The 21,354-nt window shown below is 59.8% G+C and carries 20 protein-coding genes, 1 tRNA gene and 2 pseudogenes; 13 read left to right on the forward strand and 10 right to left on the reverse strand.

From position 1 onward, the window contains the following. Positions 1 to 167: 167 nt before the first annotated feature. The gene (locus tag A5645_RS21900; protein WP_065131006.1) at positions 168 to 956 is read left to right on the forward strand and encodes a SigB/SigF/SigG family RNA polymerase sigma factor; all 789 of its coding nucleotides are present in this window, start codon (positions 168 to 170) and stop codon (positions 954 to 956) included. Positions 957 to 1,240: 284 nt separating this feature from the next. On the opposite strand, the gene A5645_RS21905 is transcribed toward A5645_RS21900, so the two are convergent. Next, positions 1,241 to 1,930: a TetR/AcrR family transcriptional regulator gene (locus tag A5645_RS21905; RefSeq protein WP_065131007.1), complete on the reverse strand. Its 690-nt coding sequence runs from the start codon at positions 1,928 to 1,930 to the stop codon at positions 1,241 to 1,243. A gap of 244 nt (positions 1,931 to 2,174) precedes the next feature. On the opposite strand from A5645_RS21905, the gene A5645_RS21910 reads away from it, so the two are divergent. From A5645_RS21910 to A5645_RS21925, 4 genes and pseudogenes are all read left to right on the forward strand, one after another. After that, positions 2,175 to 3,377, forward strand: coding sequence for a cytochrome P450 (locus A5645_RS21910; protein WP_065131008.1), 1,203 nt, complete (start codon positions 2,175 to 2,177; stop codon positions 3,375 to 3,377). A gap of 429 nt (positions 3,378 to 3,806) precedes the next feature. After that, positions 3,807 to 3,905: pseudogene (locus A5645_RS29325) on the forward strand (DUF2510 domain-containing protein); the annotation flags it as partial. Between the two features lie 144 nt (positions 3,906 to 4,049). After that, a complete protein-coding gene (locus A5645_RS27310; protein WP_253867108.1) occupies positions 4,050 to 5,510 on the forward strand; it encodes a 3'-5' exonuclease in 1,461 nt (486 codons plus the stop codon). Beyond that, entirely contained in the window at positions 5,507 to 6,076 is a 570-nt protein-coding gene (locus A5645_RS21925; protein ID WP_065131011.1) for a hypothetical protein, read from the forward strand. Before A5645_RS27310 ends, A5645_RS21925 begins: the two co-directional genes overlap by 4 nt. Positions 6,077 to 6,127: 51 nt before the next feature. Here the strand turns inward: A5645_RS21925 and A5645_RS21930 are convergent, their stop codons facing one another. Continuing rightward, the gene (locus A5645_RS21930; protein ID WP_155768115.1) at positions 6,128 to 7,075 is read right to left on the reverse strand and encodes a DUF4868 domain-containing protein; all 948 of its coding nucleotides are present in this window, start codon (positions 7,073 to 7,075) and stop codon (positions 6,128 to 6,130) included. After that, positions 7,072 to 7,596, reverse strand: a complete 525-nt coding sequence (locus A5645_RS21935; protein ID WP_065131013.1) for a KwaA family protein — start codon at positions 7,594 to 7,596, stop codon at positions 7,072 to 7,074. Before A5645_RS21935 ends, A5645_RS21930 begins: the two co-directional genes overlap by 4 nt. 359 nt (positions 7,597 to 7,955) lie before the next feature. On the opposite strand from A5645_RS21935, the gene A5645_RS21940 reads away from it, so the two are divergent. From A5645_RS21940 to A5645_RS21955, 6 genes are all read left to right on the forward strand, one after another. Then, a complete protein-coding gene (locus A5645_RS21940) occupies positions 7,956 to 8,213 on the forward strand; it encodes a hypothetical protein (RefSeq protein ID WP_065131014.1) in 258 nt (85 codons plus the stop codon). 332 nt (positions 8,214 to 8,545) lie between these two features. Then, positions 8,546 to 9,388 carry a helix-turn-helix domain-containing protein gene (locus A5645_RS27315; protein WP_081288491.1) on the forward strand — a complete coding sequence of 281 codons (843 nt, stop codon included), beginning with the start codon at positions 8,546 to 8,548 and terminating at the stop codon, positions 9,386 to 9,388. Between the two features lie 18 nt (positions 9,389 to 9,406). Next, a complete protein-coding gene (locus tag A5645_RS29160; RefSeq protein ID WP_301337000.1) occupies positions 9,407 to 9,577 on the forward strand; it encodes a helix-turn-helix domain-containing protein in 171 nt (56 codons plus the stop codon). Next, a complete protein-coding gene (locus A5645_RS21945; protein ID WP_155768117.1) occupies positions 9,574 to 10,902 on the forward strand; it encodes a site-specific integrase in 1,329 nt (442 codons plus the stop codon). The genes A5645_RS29160 and A5645_RS21945 overlap by 4 nt, the downstream gene beginning before the upstream one ends. 45 nt (positions 10,903 to 10,947) lie before the next feature. Next, positions 10,948 to 11,301: a type II toxin-antitoxin system RelE/ParE family toxin gene (locus A5645_RS21950; RefSeq protein WP_065131015.1), complete on the forward strand. Its 354-nt coding sequence runs from the start codon at positions 10,948 to 10,950 to the stop codon at positions 11,299 to 11,301. Beyond that, on the forward strand, positions 11,298 to 11,633 hold the full coding sequence (locus tag A5645_RS21955) for an XRE family transcriptional regulator (RefSeq protein WP_065131016.1): 336 nt from the start codon (positions 11,298 to 11,300) through the stop codon (positions 11,631 to 11,633). The genes A5645_RS21950 and A5645_RS21955 overlap by 4 nt, the downstream gene beginning before the upstream one ends. Positions 11,634 to 11,665: 32 nt before the next feature. Here A5645_RS21955 and A5645_RS28880 read toward each other — a convergent pair. From A5645_RS28880 to A5645_RS21965, 3 genes and pseudogenes are all read right to left on the reverse strand, one after another. Continuing rightward, positions 11,666 to 11,812: pseudogene (locus tag A5645_RS28880) on the reverse strand (hypothetical protein); the annotation flags it as partial. A gap of 236 nt (positions 11,813 to 12,048) precedes the next feature. Further along, complete coding sequence (locus A5645_RS21960) at positions 12,049 to 13,833, reverse strand: UvrD-helicase domain-containing protein (RefSeq protein WP_065131017.1); 1,785 nt, start codon at positions 13,831 to 13,833, stop codon at positions 12,049 to 12,051. Beyond that, on the reverse strand, positions 13,833 to 15,995 hold the full coding sequence (locus A5645_RS21965; protein WP_216638334.1) for an ATP-dependent nuclease: 2,163 nt from the start codon (positions 15,993 to 15,995) through the stop codon (positions 13,833 to 13,835). Before A5645_RS21965 ends, A5645_RS21960 begins: the two co-directional genes overlap by 1 nt. Before the next feature lie 336 nt (positions 15,996 to 16,331). On the opposite strand from A5645_RS21965, the gene A5645_RS21970 reads away from it, so the two are divergent. Continuing rightward, positions 16,332 to 16,763: a hypothetical protein gene (locus tag A5645_RS21970; RefSeq protein WP_065131018.1), complete on the forward strand. Its 432-nt coding sequence runs from the start codon at positions 16,332 to 16,334 to the stop codon at positions 16,761 to 16,763. Positions 16,764 to 17,236: 473 nt separating this feature from the next. On the opposite strand, the gene A5645_RS21975 is transcribed toward A5645_RS21970, so the two are convergent. Next, positions 17,237 to 17,313: transfer RNA gene (locus A5645_RS21975), tRNA-Met, on the reverse strand. A gap of 138 nt (positions 17,314 to 17,451) precedes the next feature. Here A5645_RS21975 and A5645_RS21980 point away from each other — a divergent pair. Beyond that, positions 17,452 to 18,657: an RtcB family protein gene (locus A5645_RS21980; RefSeq protein ID WP_065131019.1), complete on the forward strand. Its 1,206-nt coding sequence runs from the start codon at positions 17,452 to 17,454 to the stop codon at positions 18,655 to 18,657. Here A5645_RS21980 and A5645_RS21985 read toward each other — a convergent pair. Genes A5645_RS21985 through A5645_RS21995 form a run of 3 tightly spaced genes read right to left on the reverse strand, consistent with a single transcriptional unit; the run spans position 18,654 to position 21,240 of the window. Next, positions 18,654 to 20,207: a UbiD family decarboxylase gene (locus A5645_RS21985; RefSeq protein ID WP_231123086.1), complete on the reverse strand. Its 1,554-nt coding sequence runs from the start codon at positions 20,205 to 20,207 to the stop codon at positions 18,654 to 18,656. The two genes, A5645_RS21980 and A5645_RS21985, sit on opposite strands and share 4 nt — an antisense overlap. After that, on the reverse strand, positions 20,204 to 20,797 hold the full coding sequence (locus A5645_RS21990; RefSeq protein ID WP_065131066.1) for a UbiX family flavin prenyltransferase: 594 nt from the start codon (positions 20,795 to 20,797) through the stop codon (positions 20,204 to 20,206). Before A5645_RS21990 ends, A5645_RS21985 begins: the two co-directional genes overlap by 4 nt. Before the next feature lie 5 nt (positions 20,798 to 20,802). Beyond that, entirely contained in the window at positions 20,803 to 21,240 is a 438-nt protein-coding gene (locus A5645_RS21995; protein WP_065035336.1) for a styrene oxide isomerase, read from the reverse strand. Positions 21,241 to 21,354: the final 114 nt, after the last annotated feature.

Here is a 21,354-nt window from a genome sequence, read left to right on the forward strand (position 1 = left end):
CATTGTGGTCTGCTGGCCAGTCGAATTTCGCCCGCCAGGCCACGTGTCGCGAGACGTTAGCCGACCGTGACCAAGCCCGACCACGTTTCGTTTGGTGGCTCACGGGGTAAACGGACTCGTCGAGTTCAGATCAGAGCCCGGACCCCCAGAACTTTTATGGCCGGAGGATGATCGTGGGATCGACGGGTGAGTATGCCGACGTAACGCCGCTGTTCAAGGTATTGCGGGAGCTTGAACCCGGAACTCCCGCCCATCGGCGGCAGCGGGACTCGATCATCGGCCGCTGCTTGCCACTGGCCGACCACATCGCCCGGCGATACCGGGACCGTGGCGAGGCCTTCGAGGATCTCGTTCAGGTGGCGCGGATAGGTTTGGTCAACGCGGTCGACCGATTCAATGTCGAGAACGGGTCGGAATTTCTGTCCTTCGCCGTTCCCACCATCACCGGCGAGGTACGCCGACACTTCCGCGACCACGGGTGGGCGGTCAAGGTGCCGCGGCGAATCAAAGACCTACAAGCTCAATTGACCGCGGCGACAAACGATCTCACGCGGGAATTGCACCGGGCACCCAACGCTTCTGAGATTGCCGAGCGGTTGGGCGTGGACCGTGCCCTGGTCGTCGACGCGATGATCGCCAGCAGCAACTACTCGGTGTTGTCGATGGACGCACCGCGCGGTGAGGCCGACGAGCACCACTCGCTTGCCGACACCATGGGCGGAGTCGATGCGCGTCTGGAGAAGGTGCTGAGCGTGCAGACGGCGCGGCCGCTGATCGCGGCACTGCCGGACCGGGAGCGCACCGTCATCAAGCTTCGGTTCTTCGACGAGCTGACTCAGAGCGAGATCGCCGAGCGCATCGGGTGTTCACAGATGCATGTGTCTCGGCTGCTGGCCAAGGCGTTGCAGACATTGCGCAACGGCGCTGAGCGGCGGAAATTCGCCGAGGCGGGGTAAGGGCTTCGCGGGGGTTGCCGGTCACATCTGTCACATGCGTCACCCCAGCGGACAATGTGTTCTTGTTGCCCAGCTCTGCGCGACAAAGTCGGGGCAATTGATCGATGGCGGCGATGGATGCTCGCCGAGCGTGTGGGTTATGGATGAAAATCGGCGCGCGGACGTGCGTGGGGCCCACGTTCGGCGGGAAAGCCGAACCGCGTCGGCTAGCTTCCAGCGAGAGCACCTGCACAGCAACGTCGGGGCCAGGCGGTAACCCTGGAGATGCGATTCACGGATCGCGGTCACGCCGGCTTGACGAAGTCCCGAGTGCTGGGAGCCATTTCGCGGCTGGTCAGCGCGAGAGCGGTTAGTGCGTCGAGGTCACGGGTCAGCTGTTGGTACAGCACGGCGGGCCCAAGCCATCTGCTCAACAGTCTGCGGAGTGCTGCTGGATTAGATGGCGGCTCGGGAGGGTCGAGCAGAACCGATTGCAAGGTGCGCACAGCGAGTTCGATGAGGTCGTCGATCGCATGTTGATCAAAGCCGTGACCTTCCCAGTCGACGTCATATCGTCGAAACATCTCGCGTCCGAGGCCGATTGCGGCACCGCTGGTAAACGAGGCTGTCGAGCCGCCAGGTAACCGTGTCTCCAAGACGCGCGCCATCCGCGGGTCGTCGGCGAGTTCTTCGGCTGCGAACGCTACCCCTTCGACGACGGCAGCGGCCGGATTCTTCCAGCCACGCAAGTGGGTGGCCAAGCGATCGAGAAACCCATTAGCAGCCCGGATTTGACTGCCAACCACTAACGCATCGGCCCCGGGAAAGTATCGGTAAATGGTCTGTCGACTCACTCCCAGAATCCGGGCCAGATCGCTGATGCGAACGGCGGCGAGTCCGCCATTTGCAACCAAGGAGTCAACCGCGTCCAGAATCCTGTTGACCGCTTCCTCGTCGGAGGTCGGCGTGTGACCCGACCATCCGTGGCTACGCATGGAAAAAATCCATTGTTATGCTCCGAGCCCTCCCAGGCGTGACAATTTCATGCTGAACGTATGGCGGTGCCGGTCCGAGGGTCAAGACCAACCGGCGGGTTTGGGCGGACTTTGGCACTTGGCGGATCCAATGCGGGCGACTACGACACAACATTGAGAGTCCCGATGTCTTGTCACATGCTGCCGGCTCTGGTGTGATACCCCAAGGAACCGTCCGCGGTTCCAGTGCACCGGGAGGACGCCCATGACCACAAGTGCGGCCAGCGACATTCGATATGACCCATACGACATCGGGCTTCTTGCGGATCCCTATCCCACGTTTCGGCGGCTCCGCGAGGAGTCGCCGCTGTACTACAACGAGCAGTACGATTTCTATGCGCTCAGTCGTTTCGATGACGTGAGTCGTGCCCTGGTCGACACCGACACCTTCAGTTCAGCCCGCGGCATGATCCTCGAAGTGATCAAAGCCAACATTGAGATACCGCCTGGCATCATTGTTTTCGAAGATCCACCGCTCCACGACATTCACCGAAAGTTGCTCTCGCGGGTGTTCACTCCCCGCAAGATCGCAGAACTCGAGGGAAAAGTTCGTGCGTTTTGCGCACAGTGTCTCGATCCTCTTGTCGGTACAGGACGTTTTGATTTCATCGCGGATCTCGGCGCCCAGATGCCGATGAGAGTCATCGGGATGCTGGTCGGCATCCCCGAGCAGGACCAACAACATGTCCGGGATCGCTCAAATGCGTCGTTGCTTACCGAGGCTGGCCAACCCATGACCTTGGCCTCGGAGGGCATCAACCACGACGAGGTCTTCGCCGCATATCTCGCCTGGCGCGCGGAACACCCCTCCGACGACATCACGACCGAGCTACTCAACGTCGAATTCGACGACGAGACAGGAGTCCGCCGACGGCTGACCCGCGACGAAATCCTGCTCTATATCGGTCTTATCGCTGCCGCGGGCAACGAGACTACGACCCGACTCCTCGGTTGGGCCGGAAAAGTCCTTGCCGAACACCCCGACCAGCGGCGCGAAATCGCAGCCGATCATCACTTGATCCCACAGACGATAGAGGAGCTGCTGCGCTACGAACCTCCCGTGCCGCATCTGGCCCGCTACGTTACCCGTGATACCGATTGGCACGGCCATACGGTGCGCAAGGGCAGCGTCATGATGCCGCTCATCGCCTCGGCCTGCCGTGACCACCGCCAATTTCCGCCTGACGGAGACCGCTTCGACATCCATCGCCGGCCGCGTCAGCATCTGGCGTTCAGCGTGGGAGCACACTTCTGCCTTGGCGCGGCGCTGGCCAGGCTAGAGGCACGGGTGGCGCTCGAGGAGATCCTCAAGCGCTTCCCCGAATGGAACATCGATACCGACAACGCACACCTATCGTCCGCCTCTGCCGTCCGCGGCTGGGAATCGATGCCGGCGTTCGTTTCATAGGGCGTTCAGCGGGGAGGGCGTAACGCCGGAACATGCAGCGGCTTTCCCAAAGCCATAGAAAATGGCCCCCAGGCTTGCGCCTGAGGGCCATTTCCGCTGGTAGCGGGGACAGGATTCGAACCTGCGACCTCTGGGTTATGAGCTACGGGCCAGGGGGTTTTGTGTGTTCGCGTGATCTCATTTGTGCAGGTCAGCAAGGGTTGGGTGTTCGGGTGGTTGCGCCGTGTTGCGCTGATTTGGGGTGGTTTCGCGGAGTTTGGTTCCCAAATCTATTCCCAAATACGAGCCTGCACGCGCGCCTAACTCCGGAGGCTGACGAGCACGGTCGACTACTCTCGCCGAACTTGGACGAACTACCACAATTTGTCATCGGTGCTTTGTAGTGTCACACGGCAGACCCAACGACAACGACGTCAGAGCGGGGGCATCGTGACTGCACAGCCTGGTTGGTACGCCGACCCGTGGGGCCACGCCGAGGTGCGTTGGTGGGACGGTGCGCAGTGGACGCCTTGGACGCACCCACCAGCGCCGCCATTGCCAGCGGCAACGCCCGCGCCTGGCCCTCTCCATGTTGAGGATGGCGGCGCCGAAGCAATTCGATCGGTAGCCAATAGACCGGGCGAAATTTGCGACGGACTCGCAACCCTTATTGCCGGAGCTGAACGTTTGACAGTGGTCGATGTAGAGACTACAGGGTTATATCGCAGCGACCGGATCGTCGAAATCGCCATCGTTACAATGGATTCCACCGGCAGAGTCATCGAAGAATTTGACACCCTGGTCAACCCACTGCGCGATCCGGGACCGACCTGGATACACGGTGTCACCGCCTCGATGCTTACTGACGCTCCGACCTTTGAGGACATCGCCGAACACATCGCCGCCCGCATACATGGCACCGTTGTTGTGGCTCACAATCTTCGCTTCGATGCTCGAATGATCGACCAGGAATTCAGTCGGACCGGCGTGCAGATAGATTGGGGCACCGGCTTGGACACCCTGCAAGCCACCGGATGCAAGTTGGGCGTAGCGTGCGCTGAATACGGCATCCGACAGCAGGGCTCGCATCGTGCATTGTTCGATGCCAGGGCCACCGGACAACTGCTATTTGCGATCTGGGAATCATTTACTCGCAAGTGCTTTCCAGTCGCGGTCACTCCCCTGCATCACGCACCCGCGAAGCGCATCTTGACGCGGGATGGATTCGCGCACGTGTCTATCGACGTCCCCTATCTGGCCAGCCTGGCACGGGGGGTGCATGCCGACCCCGAAGTAGCCGCATACGTCAACTTGTTAGATCGAGCAGTCGCTGACCTCCAGCTCACGGCTACCGAACGAACTGAATTGGCTACTTTGGCAGCCGAACTCGGTCTGAACGAACGGTATCGGGAACGCGCACATCGCGAGTTCCTCAACGGGCTCATAGATGCCGCGCTCGAAGACTCCATCGTCACCGACGACGAACTCGACCAACTGTGTCGGGTGGCAGCGTTACTCGAGCTAGATGCCGAGATGGTCACGCGGCGAACCAACCCGTACCGCCTCACCGATGACACCATCACCCTGGAACCAGGGTTACAGGTCTGCTTCACAGGCGCGGCGCTCGATGAGCTCGGCAATCCCATCGACCGAGAGGCCGTCCTTGAGCCCGAAGCCCGTTCCCGAGGACTAATCCCCAAAGACTCCTTCACCAAAGCCTGCGGGCTCGTCATCGCCGCCGACACTGCATCGCAATCCTCAAAGGTCAAGGCAGCGCGCCGATACGGTACGCCCGTCGCCACCCTCGCAGACTACCTCCGGGCGCTGGCTTCCGGCCAAGCTCTGCCCGTCACTCGGCTGACAACAGTCGGTATTGCACAGGTCTGCGGCAAGTGCGGTGATTCTTGGATGGCCGCACGTCGTTCTACCAACCCGATCTGTGCAGGATGTCGCGGCGGAGCGCGGACCTCTCCGTGGGTAACCAAAGGAACTGCACAACAATCGAATACGGCCACAACAAAGATTGCGCCTCCCGCCGTCGAAACGCTGGTGTGCACCATATGCATGCGCACATGGGAGCGCGCCCGCACCCGCGGCCGCCCGCCAAAGCGGTGCCCCACATGCGCTGAGAGCAAAGCAGAGGCCCGCGCATGATTCAGAGCATCGCAGTCGTCAATGCTGCCACCGAAAAGGTGGCACTGTGGCACGTCGCTGTCGACAACGAAACGGCTGGAATGAGCCGGATGTGTGGCGCTTGGGTGCTTGACGATGAGCCTCACAAGGTCGAGTTACTTACTCGGGACCGGTACATCGTCGCTACGCCTGCCGGCGCGGAAGCCCTGCGGTCCGCCAAGATCAAGCCAGCAGGCATGCTGGATCTAACAAAAATTGTCGACGCTGTTACTGCAGAGCGGGATCGACTGCAAAGCATTTACGACGCACTGCCGACATCACGGAAGAAAACCCTCGTTGCCCCCCGTTGGCCGTACATACCGTTCGCCATCGACCTCGCCAGCCCACCCATGGCGCAGGTGGCAGACGCCACGGTGGCGATAACTCTCGGTGTGGCGCGTTTTCTCGAACAACTCGCGACAGCGTGGGCAGACGTCGAACGCCAACGCACAGCGCGCGACTACCTGACCGAGGGCACCGGAGGCCACGCCAAAGGAATTCGAGACCTCCCGCTCGAGATCTTGAGCGAGAGCATCCGATTCCAGTAATTGCGAAAGCCGTTCGGCCCCGGGGGCATACAGAACGAGTAGCCGCGTGCTCTATGCCTTTAGTCGCTGCTTGGATCCCGCCTCGTAGCTGCGGTCGGTGAGGTAGCTGTGAAGGTAATCATCGGCCAAGAGACGTGGAATCTGGTGCCGGCGCTGGGGAGTTGGATCGAAGAGGAGGACCTTCGCGCCGTCCATCGTCGAAACAGGGATGGCGTAGTCGGGGTGGGACTCGACGAACTCCACCAGCTTCTGGGTCGTCAAGTTCTCGGCATATTCGGGGTCGGTCTGCACGAGCCGTGCGACGTAGGCCATCTTGGCTCTCATGCTTGGGTCTTCCATCACCGCGTTCTCTAACGCTGTGAAGCCGTCAATCCTGACGTTCGCCGTCACTGCAGCCAGGGTCTCCCGGGCCAACTGGCGTGCCTTGTCAGCAGCATGCAGCTTGGTCTGGATCAGCGTCACACTGCTGAAGTAGGCGAATCCCGTGCAGGTGAACACGTCGAAACGCGGTTCGTAGTACAGCACTTCAGCATCAATAGGTCGATAGATTCCGTCACGTGGTATCAATGGGATGCCCCGCGTCCTGCGAGTAGCGATACCGGCCCCTTTGAGGCGGTAGGCGACGAGCTGGTTCGGCCCGACGCCTAGCGCGTGGGCCATCGCGACCGCTTGGATGCCACCTCCGTCGTTGGGAACATCGCCACGCCGGATCTCTGTATCTACCGCAGCGAGCTCGGGGATTTCGCTGACGTTCTCTACAAGCACTTGAGATGAGTTGGTCTGGTAGGACGGGTCATAATCGAGAAATTGCTTCTGAGACAGACTGGTAGCGACGCGCATGACGTCGTTGGCGACACCGGAAGCCATGTCGCTTTCTAAATCGAAGCGTGATACTTGAGCGCCAGCGAGCGCATCGCCGCGCACCACAAAATTGCCAAGTGCCGCGTCCTGCGCACCGAGAGCATCGACGAGCGCCTCTCTAGCTGATTCAGCAGTCACGGTCGCCCCTTGAGTTGGATCGCTACATCGTCCCCAAGATAGTGACATTCGAGCCGGCCGCGCTGCGGGATGTGATTGCGCCGTGACAAGAGCATGGTGATCACACCGTTATCAGCCGTCACCTCGTAAAGACGGAATCCGAGCAAGGCGAGTGTGGGGTTTAAGTGATAAAGGCCCGCGCGAACGTAGATCATCGCTAGCACTGCCACCATTGCCCACGCCGCCGCCACGGCAGAGCCCTTCGCGCCACCAAACAACGCAACAACCAGGGGCACAACGTAGCTCGAGGTGAATGCAAGCACCCGTTCATCGGCTCGCTTGACAACAGTTGTTTCGACACTGCGCTGCTGGACTCTCGACAGACTGCGCAAGACCACGAAAAGTAGAAGCACGGCCGCCAACGACGCGGCCAAAATTAGCCAGCTGACCCAACCTAAGTCGTCGAACTTGAGGACCGCGAGCAGCGCCACCAACGGCGTGAACGCCGAGGCCAGTAAGCCAGCACCTACGAGTCGTCTCATACGTTCGACCTTAGGGCCGACCACCGTCACTTATCTCAACCTGCGTCCCGTGGGCGCCCCCACCCCGAGCCCTCACCCCGCCACCACGTCCTTAGGCCGCCCTATCTCCACTGCCTCCCCGAACATCACACCTCTTGCAGATAGGTCACGAAACGATAACGCAATTCCGTCCGTACGCAATGGCATAGGGTCTACTTACTATCGATTCCATGGTCACCAAACAGTGCCCGCGGTGCGGCGCAGACATGCCAAATAGGACCTGGCCGCCTAGTCCCGGGCGCCCCTCGATCTGGTGCTCTCAGCAATGCCGGCGGGCGGCTTATGAGGAGCGGAGAGCCGCAGCGAACAGAGCAGTCGCAGTGCGCGTCAAGGTCGTTGAGAAGCCCGTCGAGCGCATCGTGGAGCGCGTCCGGTTCGAGACAAAGCAAGTTGAGTGCAGCCCGGCCGAGGCCGCTCAAATTGTGCTGGAGTCGCCCCGTGCATGCCGCACCGTGTTGGAAGCGTTGGCCGCAGAAGCCGACTCGGGACGCCTGACCGCCGCCGCGCACGCACCGACGCTGCGAGCGGCACAGCAATTACTCTCTTCGCTGAACCGGGCCCGGCTCATCCATGGTTAGGCCACGGCTAGTCGCAACGATTTGAGCCCTTGCAGCCGCCGAGGACGAATCCACGCCAAGCACAGTCGGCGCACCTGTGCGCTGTCAGTCGCAGTCCGAATACTGGCAATGCCGCTGCGAAGCAGCGTGTTTCGCGACGTTTCACTGCGTCCCGGCGGTAGCGGCAGTTTGGCTGTGTCGTAGAAAATTCGTCGAAAAGATTTCACGCGGCCGTCGCGAAACGCGGTCAGGCGGACTTACCGTTTGACCATGAAACGAAGCGTGACGGATCGCCGCCCGGTGCAGCCTGCCGAAACTGCTGCCGGTGAGCAGTCTTCAACCCGCACTTCAGAATGAGCTGGGAAGCGCTCGCGTGGGCCAAAGACTCAGAAATCTCCCAGCCGGTCGCAAAGTTCATTCTCGTCCTACTGGCAAACAAGGCAGATGAGAACTTCTCGTGCTATCCCTCCATCCGCACGCTGATGGCTGAGTCCGGCGCCGGCAGGAGCACGGTGTTGCGCGCGCTGAGCTTCCTAGAGATGCGTGGCTTCATGACGCGGCGCCCGCAGTTTCACGACTCGGGGGCTCGCCGCTCCACGCGCTATTACTTGAATCACCCTCGCGCACAGAATCTTCCACCCGGTCCCGATCCGGGACCCCCTAGTCCCAATGTGGGACCCCCCGGTCCCGTGTCGGCACGGTCCCCGTCCCGCAGAGGGACGGGGACGGTGTCGGAGCGGCACCCTCCGGGGGTCCCAAATCGGGACCCCTTGAATCCATCAACCGAAACCCCTTCCGAACCGGGCGACGCCGCGGCGCTGATCCTGCAGACCGTCGTCAGTTCGTGGAAGTTGAGGACCCGAAATGCGAACAGTCTCCTACCGGCGATCAAGTCCGCGCTTGCGGCCGGCTGGCCAGCTGCAGATCTCGCCGATTACTTAATTCAAAATCCACACGGGGCACGTGACCCGGTTCGCGTGCTAGCTCGGCGACTCACCGACGCCTGGCAGGCACCAGATCCTCCCGTGACCACGCTGCCCTGGTGTGGCGAATGCGAGGACGCGCATTCTCGCACAATCTCGATCAGTGACGCCGACGGAACGGAATCTGCACGCTTTTGTCCACAGTGCAGCCCACAAGTCCACAGAGACCGATCATCCGTACAAGATTCCGTCAGACTTATGGAAAGGTGGTGAATTACTCTGGAAAGCAACGTGTTCAATGAACTACCCCTGCTGCTCGCAGTTCCCCACGCAGCGCAGCTACTGGGAATCAGCCGGGCCGCAGCCTATCGACTGGTGGCCTCTGACGAGCTGCCGGTTCGTCGACTAGGCGGCCGAATCTACGTCATAACGGCTGGCCTGCGCGAACTGATGGCGTCGTGAAAGGCACCGTCCTTCAACGCGGCTCGGCGTGGTACTACAAGTTCCGCCTACCAGAGCGGGACCCGTCGACTGGCCTTTATCCGTGGATCACCAAGGGCGGCTTCGACACCGAGCGCGAAGCTTGGAAAGCCTGCCGAGAAGCCATGCGCGACGCGGACCGCGGCCGAGTCGTCAAACCCTCGACCCGCACGGTTGCTCAATTCCTCACCGAATGGTTTGCTGCGGTCGAACCGGCACTCGATGCCACGACGTGGCGCAGCTGGAGTGACTACGCGCGCACGTACGTCATCCCCCATATCGGCGCCGAACGCTTGCAACGACTCGACGAGCCTCAACTGCTGAAGCTTTACGCCAAGTTGCTCACCGAGGGCCGAGTGAAGCGTGACAACGACTCGGCAATGTATGCGTACTGGTCAGAACATAACGCTGCCGGTTCCCCACCCACACCACGGCAGCTGTCGGAGGCATGTGGCACAACAATCCATGCAGCTCGTACCGCGGTGCGACGGTATCGGGTAGGCATTGTGCCCAAACCGGTTTCGCCTGGATTGGCGCCGGAGACTGTCCGCAACGTGCACGCATTCCTCCACCGGGCCCTCGTTGACGCGGTATCCTGGAAGTACCTGACGGACAACCCTGCAAGCAATGTGAAACCACCGCGTCGGCCGCGCAGTCGTAGGACGGTATGGAAGCCCGAGGAGATCCGCACCTTCCTAAAGTCGATCCGCGACGACCGTTTCGCGGCTCTGTTCCTGCTGGAACTCACGACCGGCATTCGTCGCGGCCAGGTGTGCGGTCTCAAGTGGACGGACGTCGACCTGGACGCTGGCCTGATCACCGTGCACGACAATCGCGTGGTGGTCGGCGGCCGCGCAGTCGATAAGGCCGGCGGTAAGACCCGCAACGCCGATCAGACGATTTCCATAGACCGTGCCACCGTGGCGGCGCTTCGTTGTTGGCGCGAGCTACAGGACAGCGAGCGCGAATTCTTCGGCGACGCATATCATCCCGGCGACTACCTGTTCACCTACCAGGACGGGCGGCCCCCACACCCCGACACTGTTAGGCAGCGATTCGATCGCATGGCGGCTGCAGCAGGCCTGTCGCGCATCACTTTCCACGACCTGCGCCACTCTTATGCCACGGGTGCACTGCGGGCCGGCGTCAGCCCAAAAGTGATTAGCGAACGTATTGGACACGCGAATGTCGGGTCCTTTCTAGAGACGTATGCCCACGTGCTGGGTGATGACGACCGAGAGGCAGCAGAACAGGCCGCTGAGTTCTTGCTCGGGGACGCGTGGGACTACGGGAGAGGCTCGGCGTGACAAGTTTCACCTCAAGGTATTGCATATAACGTTGAAGTTATATTAATGTCGAACTTCTGGGAAGTGCTCTTGTTAGAGCAGGTCGAGACCTGGTACCTCACACTCGATGAGGACGCGGTCGCTGCCGTTACCGGCGCAATCGACCTACTCGAGCTAGAAGGACCAACCCTCGGCCGTCCGACGGTAGACAAAGTTGCTGGGTCGAAGTTTCACAGTATGAAGGAGTTGCGGCCGGCTGGCACCAGCATTCGGATCCTGTTCATATTCGACCCGCAACGGCAGGCAATCCTGCTACTCGGCGGCGACAAGGCAGGAAGCTGGAAAGCTTGGTACGACAGAAAACTTCCGATAGCAGAACGACGTTACGAAGACTGGCTTGCAAATGAGCGAGGTGAATGATCATGGCACGCAAGTGGCGCGAGATCCGCGCTGACGCCATCGCGCAGGGACGGGTGAACCCCACCCACGCCGATGCCGCACGCAAGGAAATGCATGACGCCGTCCGTACACAGCGCCTAGCTGACATACGCCGTCAGCACGGCCACGCCCGTCAGGCCGACGTCGCAGCTCAAATGGGTGTTTCCCAGGCGCGGGTGTCAAAATTGGAAGGCGGCGACCTCTCGCACACCGAACTGGGCACGCTGCAGTCGTACGTCGCTGCGCTGGGCGGATACCTGAGGATCGTCGCGGAATTTGGTGAAAGCAGCGTAGAGCTGACTAGCGAGGGCTAAGGGTCGAGCGCTCAAGAAGCGTAACAACCAGTTCAAAACTCGGGGTAAGACTTCCCCAACTTCCTGCCGTCATCGCACCTCGTGTTCGGGAACGACGGCATCGGCCGTTGCACATTCTCAAGCGTCAACGGCGGCAGCGCGAGAACACCGGTGAGGTCGCAGACATACTCACGGGTGTATCAGGAAGTATGACAGTGGCGGCGGGTCCGGCGAAAGCGTCCGACGGGCGTGATGGGGCGGCATGGTTCATGCAGGTGACACCGCGCATACATAACAGGCTGTTTCAAAGCGATACCGTCGAATTCGACCCAGTTCATTTCTTCTGGACGAGCTATCTCCGACGTAGCAGGTGCCGCACGACACACCGATCGTTCTGAGTCGTAATCAGCTCGACCTCACACCAATGGGTATACCACTAGTGGACGGTGTACTCGTAATCAACTTCATCAAGGACTCTCGTGATCGAGTAGGAGCCGAACCGCCTTGGCCTGTTGCTCTCCGCTATCAGATGTAAGTTTTTCCGCGCGCGCGAGGCAATGACGTACAAGAGTTTCTTCGCGCTCCGATCACCGTCAATATCACGAAAATGCGGAACAACATCCTGCAGTAATCCGTATGCGATCACCGTATCAAACTCGCCACCTTTCACACCATGGATGGTCGATACGGTGATTCCGCTCCGATGGCTGAAGACCCGACGAAAGATCGCGATGTCGCGGATATGCGGTGCGCCTTCTTTCTCAAGTCGATCGATGCGCATTTCAGAACTGGTGAAAAAGGCATCATATTGTTCGGACAGTGACTTTGAATCACGAAAGCGCACCCCAAGTAGCGACATGAGCTGCTCGAAATACTCAGCCAGATAGTCTAATCCGTCTTGCGTCGACAGCCCAATAGAATTAGATGCCCGTAATAACTCTCGGGATGATAAGCCGGCCACATTAATACCACCGTCACTAATATCGCTAATCATCTCGCGCGCCCATTTAAGTCGGCGTACATACAGTCCCGGAGATGCGTCGGTTAACGCGATCCTGGCCGTCTTATACCAAAAGTTGTCTACGTCGCGGGCGAAGGGAACAAGCCCGGGGCCGTCGAACTCGTATTGTGGGAGTCGTGCCACAAGTGATCGAGTCATGGCGGCTAGGTGCGTCCACCAGGGAGCAAGTACACAAATCTCGCTAGGCTTGATCCCCAAATCGAACACACTATGAGTAATCAGCTGTGTAATTTCCGCCGAAAGGCCGTCCATCGTGACCGTCTTATTGAGAGTAATCTCGCTGGGATAGTGTTTGTCCGCCGATGAAGATTCGATCACCGTTCCGACAGTGTTGAAGTTCTCGAAATAATCAACGATTCGTGCTGACGAGCGAAAGTTCTTGCTGAGTTGCTTCACCTCGATCGTCCGGTTGGCCAGTTCACCAACCTCTTCAGCGGTCATGGCATACCCTCCGAGTGACGTGTATATTTCCTGATTTGGATCGCCGACGATCAGGGTCCTTGTTCGGCCGTTGCTTGCTTTCACAACGGACATCAAGATCTCATATTGTATTAGCTTTGTATCTTGATACTCATCCATAGCGATGAACTTAAAGAGACCGGAGAGGATCTTTGAAATCATAGGCTTCGCCCGCAAAATCTCGTAAGCGTATTGAAGAATCATCTCAAAATCGATCTTGGTATCCGTCCGAAGCTCGTCGAAATACGCAGCAAGGACTTGGTGGATTGCATGATGTTTGTTGGGGTTTGGACATCCCAGCTTATATGCGGTACCCGTGAAGTAAAAATCGCAGTCGTAATAGGTAACCCCCATACCGTGGCATAGGCGTGTGAGTATCAGCTCAGACTCATGCGAGTTGATAACGCTGAATCCACGCGCTAACTGCGGATGATATCCCTGGTAGGGCTTGAGAATCCATTCCAGGCAGAAGGAGTGAATCGTTCCTATCCACAGCTGTTCAGTGCCGACGCCGAGCCCAGTAAGTCTTTCCTCGATCTCGTCGGCAGCTTTGTGCGTGTAGGTAATCGCAATTACGAATCGCTTATGCGAATCTAACTTGGCGAGTTCGTTTGCTACCTTGTAAGTCAGTGTGCGGGTCTTACCACTTCCCGGGCACGCGATGACGAATATGCTGCCAGGATGGTTGACTACATCCTCTTGTTCATCGGTTAACGCACCAACTTTCCACGTGAAGCCCATCAATAAACCTGAAGGATATCGACGATCCTGTCGTCAGTGAGATAGGTCTTCGTGTGTTCCTTGATAGCCTCCAGATCGATGTCACCGCTCCGAAACTGTTCCAGGACAGGACGAAAGATGGCGTGCGTATCGTCAGAGTAGGTGCCGGTAGGGCCGCCTGACAGAAGGCGATAAAGCAGGATGTGGTGCACCGTCTCGGTGTCGAGTGCCGGTTGCGCGAACCGAAGCGCGTCGAGGATATAACGCGGTATCGACGTCTGATGGTTCACCTTTCCGCCAAGGAGAATTGCGAACCAGCCCTTCTTGCTCTTCTTCGCCATCGCAAGTGCCCGACGTCCGTACACGGAGACCTCGCCACTCTCCAGGGCAGCCGTAGCCGCCTCGATTGTGGCTTGGTCGCTATAGACATCACCAAGCACATCTACGAAAAGTGACGAATTCCCAGCGGTTATGAGATCGACTTCGAAGGTGTGATCAGCATAAAACGACGCCAGCCACGGGTTCCCTGCGCCGAAGTCTTCAAGTTGCGCTTTCCGCGCCTCACCCGAAAGTTGCGAGCGGCGCGCCTGCTCCCGATATCTCTTCATCCCCTCTGAGTCACCAGTGACTGGGTCAACCTTCACCACAGCAGTGTCGCTATCGGTGACGATGCTGCAACGACGCTTGATCCGCTCGTCATGAAAAAGGACCGCCACATTCTCGAAGCCAGTGCTACGGATATTTATCAGGCTCACGCCGAGTTCATCCAAGCTGACGCCTAACACCTTCCGCACCAGTATCGGAACGAGAATCTCTTCAGCGTCGCCTTCGACAAGGATGACACTCTTCGCGAACAGGAGGTTGCTTCGAATGGCGTCCAAGTAGCGTTGAATTTTCTGAATCTGACTCTGATCAAGGCCGGCGGAGGGTTGGTAGGCCTCACAGAGGGCGCCTTCGCGGCCCAAAATATTCATCGTCTGAACATTGCTTACCTCTGATATCTGCGGTGAATGAGTCGAGTAGATCACCTGGGTGTCGGGGTAATCGAGCCGGTTAAAGAGTGTCCGTTGGATATGCGTGTGTATGTGAGCCTCAGGCTCCTCGATAAGTAGGAAGTTAGCTACTGATCGATTCGCCTTCTGATAACTGAACTCAAGGAGCTTCAATGTGAGATAGATGAGGTTCGCGCCGCCAAGACTGAGCTCGTGGATCGCGCCTTCGTGCTCCTCGCCATGCTCGCCGAGGAAGAGTTTTAATGACTGGAACAGGCGATCCGCATCGTCGGGCAGGTCCGACTTGATCGACAACGACGTAGGTGAGAATGCCGCACCTACGGTGTCTATGACAGTCTGCTTGACGTCATCTCGGATTTCCATGACATCCGGCCATCCTTCAATCTTGTCATTCAACACTCGTACCTGGTCGGTAATAACCTTGAATTCATCTAAATCGATTTCCCCGCTTTTGTGTCTAAGGAGGGATCTGAGCGGATTCGTTCGATTATCTTGAAACTCCTGGACCACATCTCGAAGGGCTTGGATGAACGTGAAAGAAATCTCCTTTGTCACAGAGAGCTGTCTTGGAATTGGAGCACCGATTAGCGATGCATCGATTTCCGCGTTGAACTTCACAAGATCGAAATCTCCGACAATGGACTTATACACCGTGTCATCATTGAAGTCAGCGGCACTCCGGCCCGTAAAAACCGTCTCGTAGTCCTCAGTTGTAATGCTTTCGATGATCTCTTGAAGTCCGGCGTGGTCACCATCCGTAAGAGCCGCCAGCCGCCAACGTACATCTTTGCTTGGCCGGTATATAAGGTTGTAGGTCGCTCGTTCGACGTGGTCGCCGGGAATGTTTCCAGTACCATGCACAAACAGAGCTTGGATCGCCTCGTCAGCAGATATTTCTGCGAACTCTACACTGATAATAATCCAGTGACCACGCCAGTCTTCCAGCCCGCGATGAAAATCGCGGGCGCCAATTCGATATGCAGACGCGAGAAGGTTTGAATCCAATAACAACCGAAGCGCACGCAGTGCATTGCTTTTTCCGGAGCCGTTTTCGCCAATAATTGTATTGACACCCGACTCGAACACGAAGCGTCCATTCGAGAAATTCCGATAGTTTACTAAGCTAAGTTTAGAAATATGCATGAAGAGGCGTCTCTTCCCGGTTGGCATTCCTTCAGGTCGTGACTTTGGCGTTAGCGAGTTTACAACGACTATGACAGAAACAGATTGGTAACACGCCTATATGCGCGACGTGTCAGCTGCACATGGCCGATGCGCGCGAGCCACAGATTGCTCGCCGGACAGAGTTGTGCAGAAGCGTCGAAGGCGGCTGGTCCATAGCGCATCTGGGACACCAACCACGTCGCGCAATACAACCGATTTTTGGACCGGAAGTCGCCGGTTGGTTCCTTTCGGCAGTTGCGCCGGAAGCGCCCGCCTACGAAGTCCGCGGACCTGTCGGTGCCGCGTGCGATGGTGAATCACCGACATGAAGGAGGCGGCGCGATGGGATTCGGAATGCCCGAAGAAGATCTCAACGAGCAAGAGGCTGTGTGGGAAGGGCGACGGCATGCTTTAGCGCAGTTGCTTCAAGCTCGCGGCCATGCGGAAGCGGCTGCCGTGGTGGCAGTGTCGCACTACCGCTCCGATATCGCCTGGGACGGCGATAACGACTACCAAGTCGTCACTCTCACCGTGCCGCCAAAGCTCTTTGATGCGGCGTCCAAGCAACTCGCTAATGCCATCTGCGAGTCCTGCATCGACGTCGTCGGGGGCGGTGCGATCAGCATGCAGTACCGTGTCGCCAGCCCGCCCTACGCGGTCGAATGGATCGCTGTGATCGTCGGCGCATTGGAGCGGCGTTGGGTGCCGTCGCAACGCGGGGATGCCGGTGAAATTGGTCAAATTGATGTCGCTCCGTACGATCGCGTGGACTGATCTCGGGAAGGTCGACCGCCTTCTGGAGCAACTTGCGATCCGGCTCCGCTTGCGGCACGCTCCCACCTGGCAAGTTGCCTCCCCCAGCGCGGGATTCATCACAAGCAATCTGCGCCACCTACGGGTGTCTTATCGCAACTGTCACCGTCAACTGATCAATTGACACCACGCAGTCCGTACCTTCCAGCTCCGCATACACCGCCGACTGCTGCCCAACAGTGCGCCCAGCGCCCAGCGCCCTATCCACGCATCTCCCAACTGTGACGTACCGCGCCACGCCCGCTGAACAGCTCAAACTGGGCACCTGAGCTGACTCGCGCCTACACCGCGCAGCTCCGATCACGACGGCCGGAACGGGGTTTCGCAGTTACGACCCGTTCCCACAAAAGTCTTTAGCTTTGCGAATGTTCCCAAAAGTGTTCCCAACCGCATAGAAAATGGCCCCCAGGCTTGCGCCTGAGGGCCATTTCCGCTGGTAGCGGGGACAGGATTCGAACCTGCGACCTCTGGGTTATGAGCCCAGCGAGCTACCGAGCTGCTCCACCCCGCGTCGGTAAACGCAAGGTTACCCAACCCGTGGGGACCTGACCAAATCGCGCGGTCAGCCACACGGCAGCGCGGCTTGCGGCGTCGGTAACCGGGTAGTACCACGGGGAGATCCGCACCGAACCTGTGCAGGGAGACGGCCATGTCGCAACGCCTCGGGCCGAAGCTGGTCAGCTTCGCCACCGAGATCGCCGACGACACCGTCGAGCAGGCAAAAGTCACGGCGTCCATGGCGTTCGTGCACCCGCACGTGTCTTTGATGCCCGACGCGCACCTCGGCAAGGGTTCGGCCGTCGGCACCGTCATCCCCACCAGGGGCGCCGTGATCCCCGCGGCCGTCGGGGTCGACATCGGATGTGGCATGGTCGCCGCCAAGACGCGGTTCACAGAGCACGATTTGGACGCCAGGGTCGACGGTGGCTACACACCCAAGCTCAGAACGCTGCGACGCCTGGTCGAGGACGCGATTCCGTTGTCACCCGGCAACTACAACAAGACCCTGCAACGCTTCCCATTCACCGCCGAGAAGCACAACGAACTGCTTCGACTGCAGGCCGACCTCGACGTCGACCTGTCACACAGCCCAAAGTGGAAGGAGCAGTTGGGATCTCTAGGTGGTGGAAACCACTTCATCGAGTTGTGTTTGGACACCGAGGGTAACGTCTGGCTGTTCCTGCACAGCGGTTCCCGCGGTGTCGGCAACAAGATTGCCCAACGCCACATCAACATCGCCCTGCAGCAGTGCACGAAGGAGCCGTTGATCAAGCTTCCGAACCGGGACCTTGCGTTCCTCACGGAAGGCACTCCCGAATTCGACCGGTACATCAAGGATCTGCGCTGGGCACAACGATTCGCCTATCTCAACCGCGCCGAGATGATGGACCGGTTCGTCCACGTGTTCGCCGAATGGTTGGGCGTGCCCGCCGAACACGTGGAAGTCGACCGCGTCAACGCCCACCACAACTACACCGCGCCGACCAAGATCGACGGCGAGGCAGTCTGGCTGACCCGCAAGGGCGCAATTGACGCGACCGAGGGCAAGCTGGGCATCATCCCCGGATCGATGGGCAGCCGCTCATACATCGTGCGCGGCAAGGGAAACCGTGACGGCTTGTGGTCGGCGCCGCACGGCGCCGGGCGCCGGTACAGCAGGACGAAGGCCAAGCAGCTGTTCTCCGAGCAGGATCTGGCCGCCGCGATGGTGGGTATCGAATACCGCCACGGCAAGGAGTGGATCGACGAGATTCCGCAGGCCTACAAGGACATTGACCAGGTGATGGCGGACGCGGAACCGCTCGTCGAGATAGTCACCTCGCTGCGGCAGATCATGAACGTCAAGGGCACCTAGACGTCCGGCAGGCGCTTGCTGAGCTGCTCCATCGTCAGCAGTTCACGGCGTTCCGCGCTCAGATACGGGATGCCGATTCCCAGCTCGTCCCACCGGGCGGCAACCCGGGCCTCCAGCGCCGGCGAGATCTTGTTGACCGCCGGATAGTGGCGTCCACCCCACTCCGGGCGCGGCTCGAACTCCCAGCTGCGCGTGGCGTCGATGAGCACCCGCGTCCACTCACCGCTGCCATACCTGCCCATGTCCGCCTTTTGCGGTGGCGTGGAGGGGTCCAGAGGTGAGCCGAGTGTGTGCCCATAGAAGGAGATGTCACCGAGGCCGGCGTTGACGCGGTAGGCCATCGCCCAGTCGAGTGCCACCGGATCGTGAATGTCGATGTCCTCCTCGACGACCATCACGTTCTTGTAGAACCAGATGGAGCCGCTGGTCCCCCACAGCGCCGCAGCGACCTGCTGCGCGTGGCCGCGGTAAGCCTTATGGATCTGCACGACGATGTTGGTGCCGTTCGACACCTGCGACATCCAGACATCGGTCACGCCGCGAACCCCTTGGCTTTCCAGTACATTCCAGGCGATCGCCGAGCGGGCGTAGTTGATCATCGAATCCTCGACCAGAAGACCCGGCCGCATCCCTTCCAGCGAACCCCGCAGCACCGGATCGTTGCGATGGGTGATCCGGGTGACCCGCAGCACCGGCGTCGGTGCCGCGTGGCCGTCGAGGTACCCGGGGTATTCCGCGAACGGTCCCTCGGGCAGATAGGTTGCCGGGTCAGGGTCGAGATACCCCTCGACGACGATCTCGGCGCTCGCCGGAACATGCAACGGCACCGTTTCGCACGGCACCAGATCTACCGGCCGACCGAGCAACGCGCCCATCATGTCCCACTCGCAGACATCCTTTGGGAACGGGCTGCCGGCGCAGAACGGCAACACGTCGTGCCAGCCGTAGACGATGGCCACCGGCATCGGCTCCGGCTTGTACTGCTGAAGATGACCGCCCCACCCTTGGATGGGCGCCAACAGTTTGGCGATCTTGTCCCGGTCGACGATCATGCCGCGGTAGACGCCGATGTTGTCGCGCCCGGTCACCTTGTCCTCGGTGACGACGCCGCAGAATGTGTCGATATACCGACCGCCGTCGGCGGCATGCCATTTCGGCGCCGGAAACTGCCAGAGGTCGATCTCATCGCCGGAGACGATGTTCTCCTTGACCGGACCGGTCTGCACAATGCGAGGCGGAATCGGTTTCAGGAAAGCGTCTTTGAGGTGCCGAACGACCGCGGCATCGGGGGCGCTCGGCGGCAGGCCCAGCATGAGCCGGATCTGACACCGGTTCCCGATCGCCGACGTCAGAAATTTGGTGCACCGGGTGTCTTCGTGGCCGACGATGTTCTCGAACAGCAGCGCCGGGCCGCCCAGGGCCAGATTCGCCCGGGTGATCGCGCCGATTTCCTCGTCCCAGTCCACCCGGGCCGTAACATGCCGCAACTGGCCCGCGGCATCGAGGGTGGCCAGCCAACTGCGCAGGTCGGGTCCCGGTTCGTTGCTCACGATGTCACCCCCGCAACCTCTCGTGTGCCGTTCACGCCGTCTTTCCAACGTTTAATCAGGTCGTGCTCGATGCCGAGTTGATCGATGACCCGGCCGACGACGTAGTCGGTCACCTCGGCGATGGAGGTGGGCCGCGCGTAGTACGCAACCGTCGGTGGAAAGATCACCGCCCCCATCCGCGCCAGGTATTGCATGTTGTCCAAATGGATCTCACTCAACGGTGCCTCACGCGCGACCAGAACCAGCTTGCGGCGTTCCTTTAGGGTTACGTCGGCAGCACGGGTGATCAGATTGTCGCTGAAGCCGATTCGGATGGCGCTCAAGGTTTTCATGCTGCACGGGCAGACCACCATGCCGTCCGTGCGGAAGGACCCACTGGAAATGCCGGCGGCGAGGTCACGCGCACTGTATGTGTGTGACGCCAAGGCCCGGACATCGTTGACCGTGTGATCCGTCTCCATTTTTATCGTCGCGCGAGCCCAATCACTCAGTACGAGATGGGTTTCGACGTCGAGGTCGCGGAGAACTTCCAGCAGACGGATACCGAGGGCGGCTCCGGTTGCACCGGTCATGCCAACTACCAAACGCATGATGATCACTCCTCGGACAGTCCACGCGTCAAGCCCGAAACAATCAGCACCACCGCGCTGAGGAACGCGTACCGCATGCTCCGGAAACCGAGCAGGACCAGGCGCTCCTGCCACGGCTTGCCGTGATGTCCCTGCGACAACGTCGGATTGGCGGCAGCGGTGCCGAGCGCGGCACCAACCGTGGTGAACAGCCAGTTGCCGTACGTTCCGTAGAGGGTCGTCCAGCGCGCTGCGCGCGCGAGATTGGGCGGCAGGTCGAGCTGGGTCCAGACCGCACCCAGCGCGATCAGGAAGGTCCCGTTCATCACCCCCTCCAGGTGCGCCGAAAGGGCCATGCGCATGTTGGTGAAGCGGCGTTGCTGGGTGCCTGTCACTACGCCAATCAGGAACAACAGCATGCCATGCCAGACCAAACGCCGGCCCGTCACTTGCTTCTCGGTCATGGGAACCACCTCCTCGAACCGGTGCGGTGCCGCACCTTCCGAGTTCGAATCCCGGCCCACCAGCACGGTCGCCCGCAGGCTTCCGCACGAGGCCGCGATACACCATCGCGGTAC

Origin of the sequence: Mycobacterium asiaticum, from assembly GCF_001673635.1 — a bacterium.
GTDB classification, from domain to species: domain Bacteria; phylum Actinomycetota; class Actinomycetes; order Mycobacteriales; family Mycobacteriaceae; genus Mycobacterium; species Mycobacterium asiaticum_C.

What these genes read in the sequence shown, in the direction of transcription:
- A5645_RS21900 (WP_065131006.1), top strand. Translation starts at nt 168, where the DNA reads ATGATCGTGGGATCGACGGGTGAGTATGCCGACGTAACGCCGCTGTTC.
- A5645_RS21905 (WP_065131007.1), bottom strand. Translation starts at nt 1,930, where the DNA reads ATGCGTAGCCACGGATGGTCGGGTCACACGCCGACCTCCGACGAGGAA.
- A5645_RS21910 (WP_065131008.1), top strand. Translation starts at nt 2,175, where the DNA reads ATGACCACAAGTGCGGCCAGCGACATTCGATATGACCCATACGACATC.
- A5645_RS21925 (WP_065131011.1), top strand. Translation starts at nt 5,507, where the DNA reads ATGATTCAGAGCATCGCAGTCGTCAATGCTGCCACCGAAAAGGTGGCA.
- A5645_RS21935 (WP_065131013.1), bottom strand. Translation starts at nt 7,596, where the DNA reads ATGAGACGACTCGTAGGTGCTGGCTTACTGGCCTCGGCGTTCACGCCG.
- A5645_RS27315 (WP_081288491.1), top strand. Translation starts at nt 8,546, where the DNA reads ATGAGCTGGGAAGCGCTCGCGTGGGCCAAAGACTCAGAAATCTCCCAG.
- A5645_RS21950 (WP_065131015.1), top strand. Translation starts at nt 10,948, where the DNA reads ATGTCGAACTTCTGGGAAGTGCTCTTGTTAGAGCAGGTCGAGACCTGG.
- A5645_RS21955 (WP_065131016.1), top strand. Translation starts at nt 11,298, where the DNA reads ATGATCATGGCACGCAAGTGGCGCGAGATCCGCGCTGACGCCATCGCG.
- A5645_RS21960 (WP_065131017.1), bottom strand. Translation starts at nt 13,833, where the DNA reads ATGGGCTTCACGTGGAAAGTTGGTGCGTTAACCGATGAACAAGAGGAT.
- A5645_RS21965 (WP_216638334.1), bottom strand. Translation starts at nt 15,995, where the DNA reads ATGCCAACCGGGAAGAGACGCCTCTTCATGCATATTTCTAAACTTAGC.
- A5645_RS21970 (WP_065131018.1), top strand. Translation starts at nt 16,332, where the DNA reads ATGGGATTCGGAATGCCCGAAGAAGATCTCAACGAGCAAGAGGCTGTG.
- A5645_RS21980 (WP_065131019.1), top strand. Translation starts at nt 17,452, where the DNA reads ATGTCGCAACGCCTCGGGCCGAAGCTGGTCAGCTTCGCCACCGAGATC.
- A5645_RS21990 (WP_065131066.1), bottom strand. Translation starts at nt 20,797, where the DNA reads ATGCGTTTGGTAGTTGGCATGACCGGTGCAACCGGAGCCGCCCTCGGT.
- A5645_RS21995 (WP_065035336.1), bottom strand. Translation starts at nt 21,240, where the DNA reads ATGACCGAGAAGCAAGTGACGGGCCGGCGTTTGGTCTGGCATGGCATG.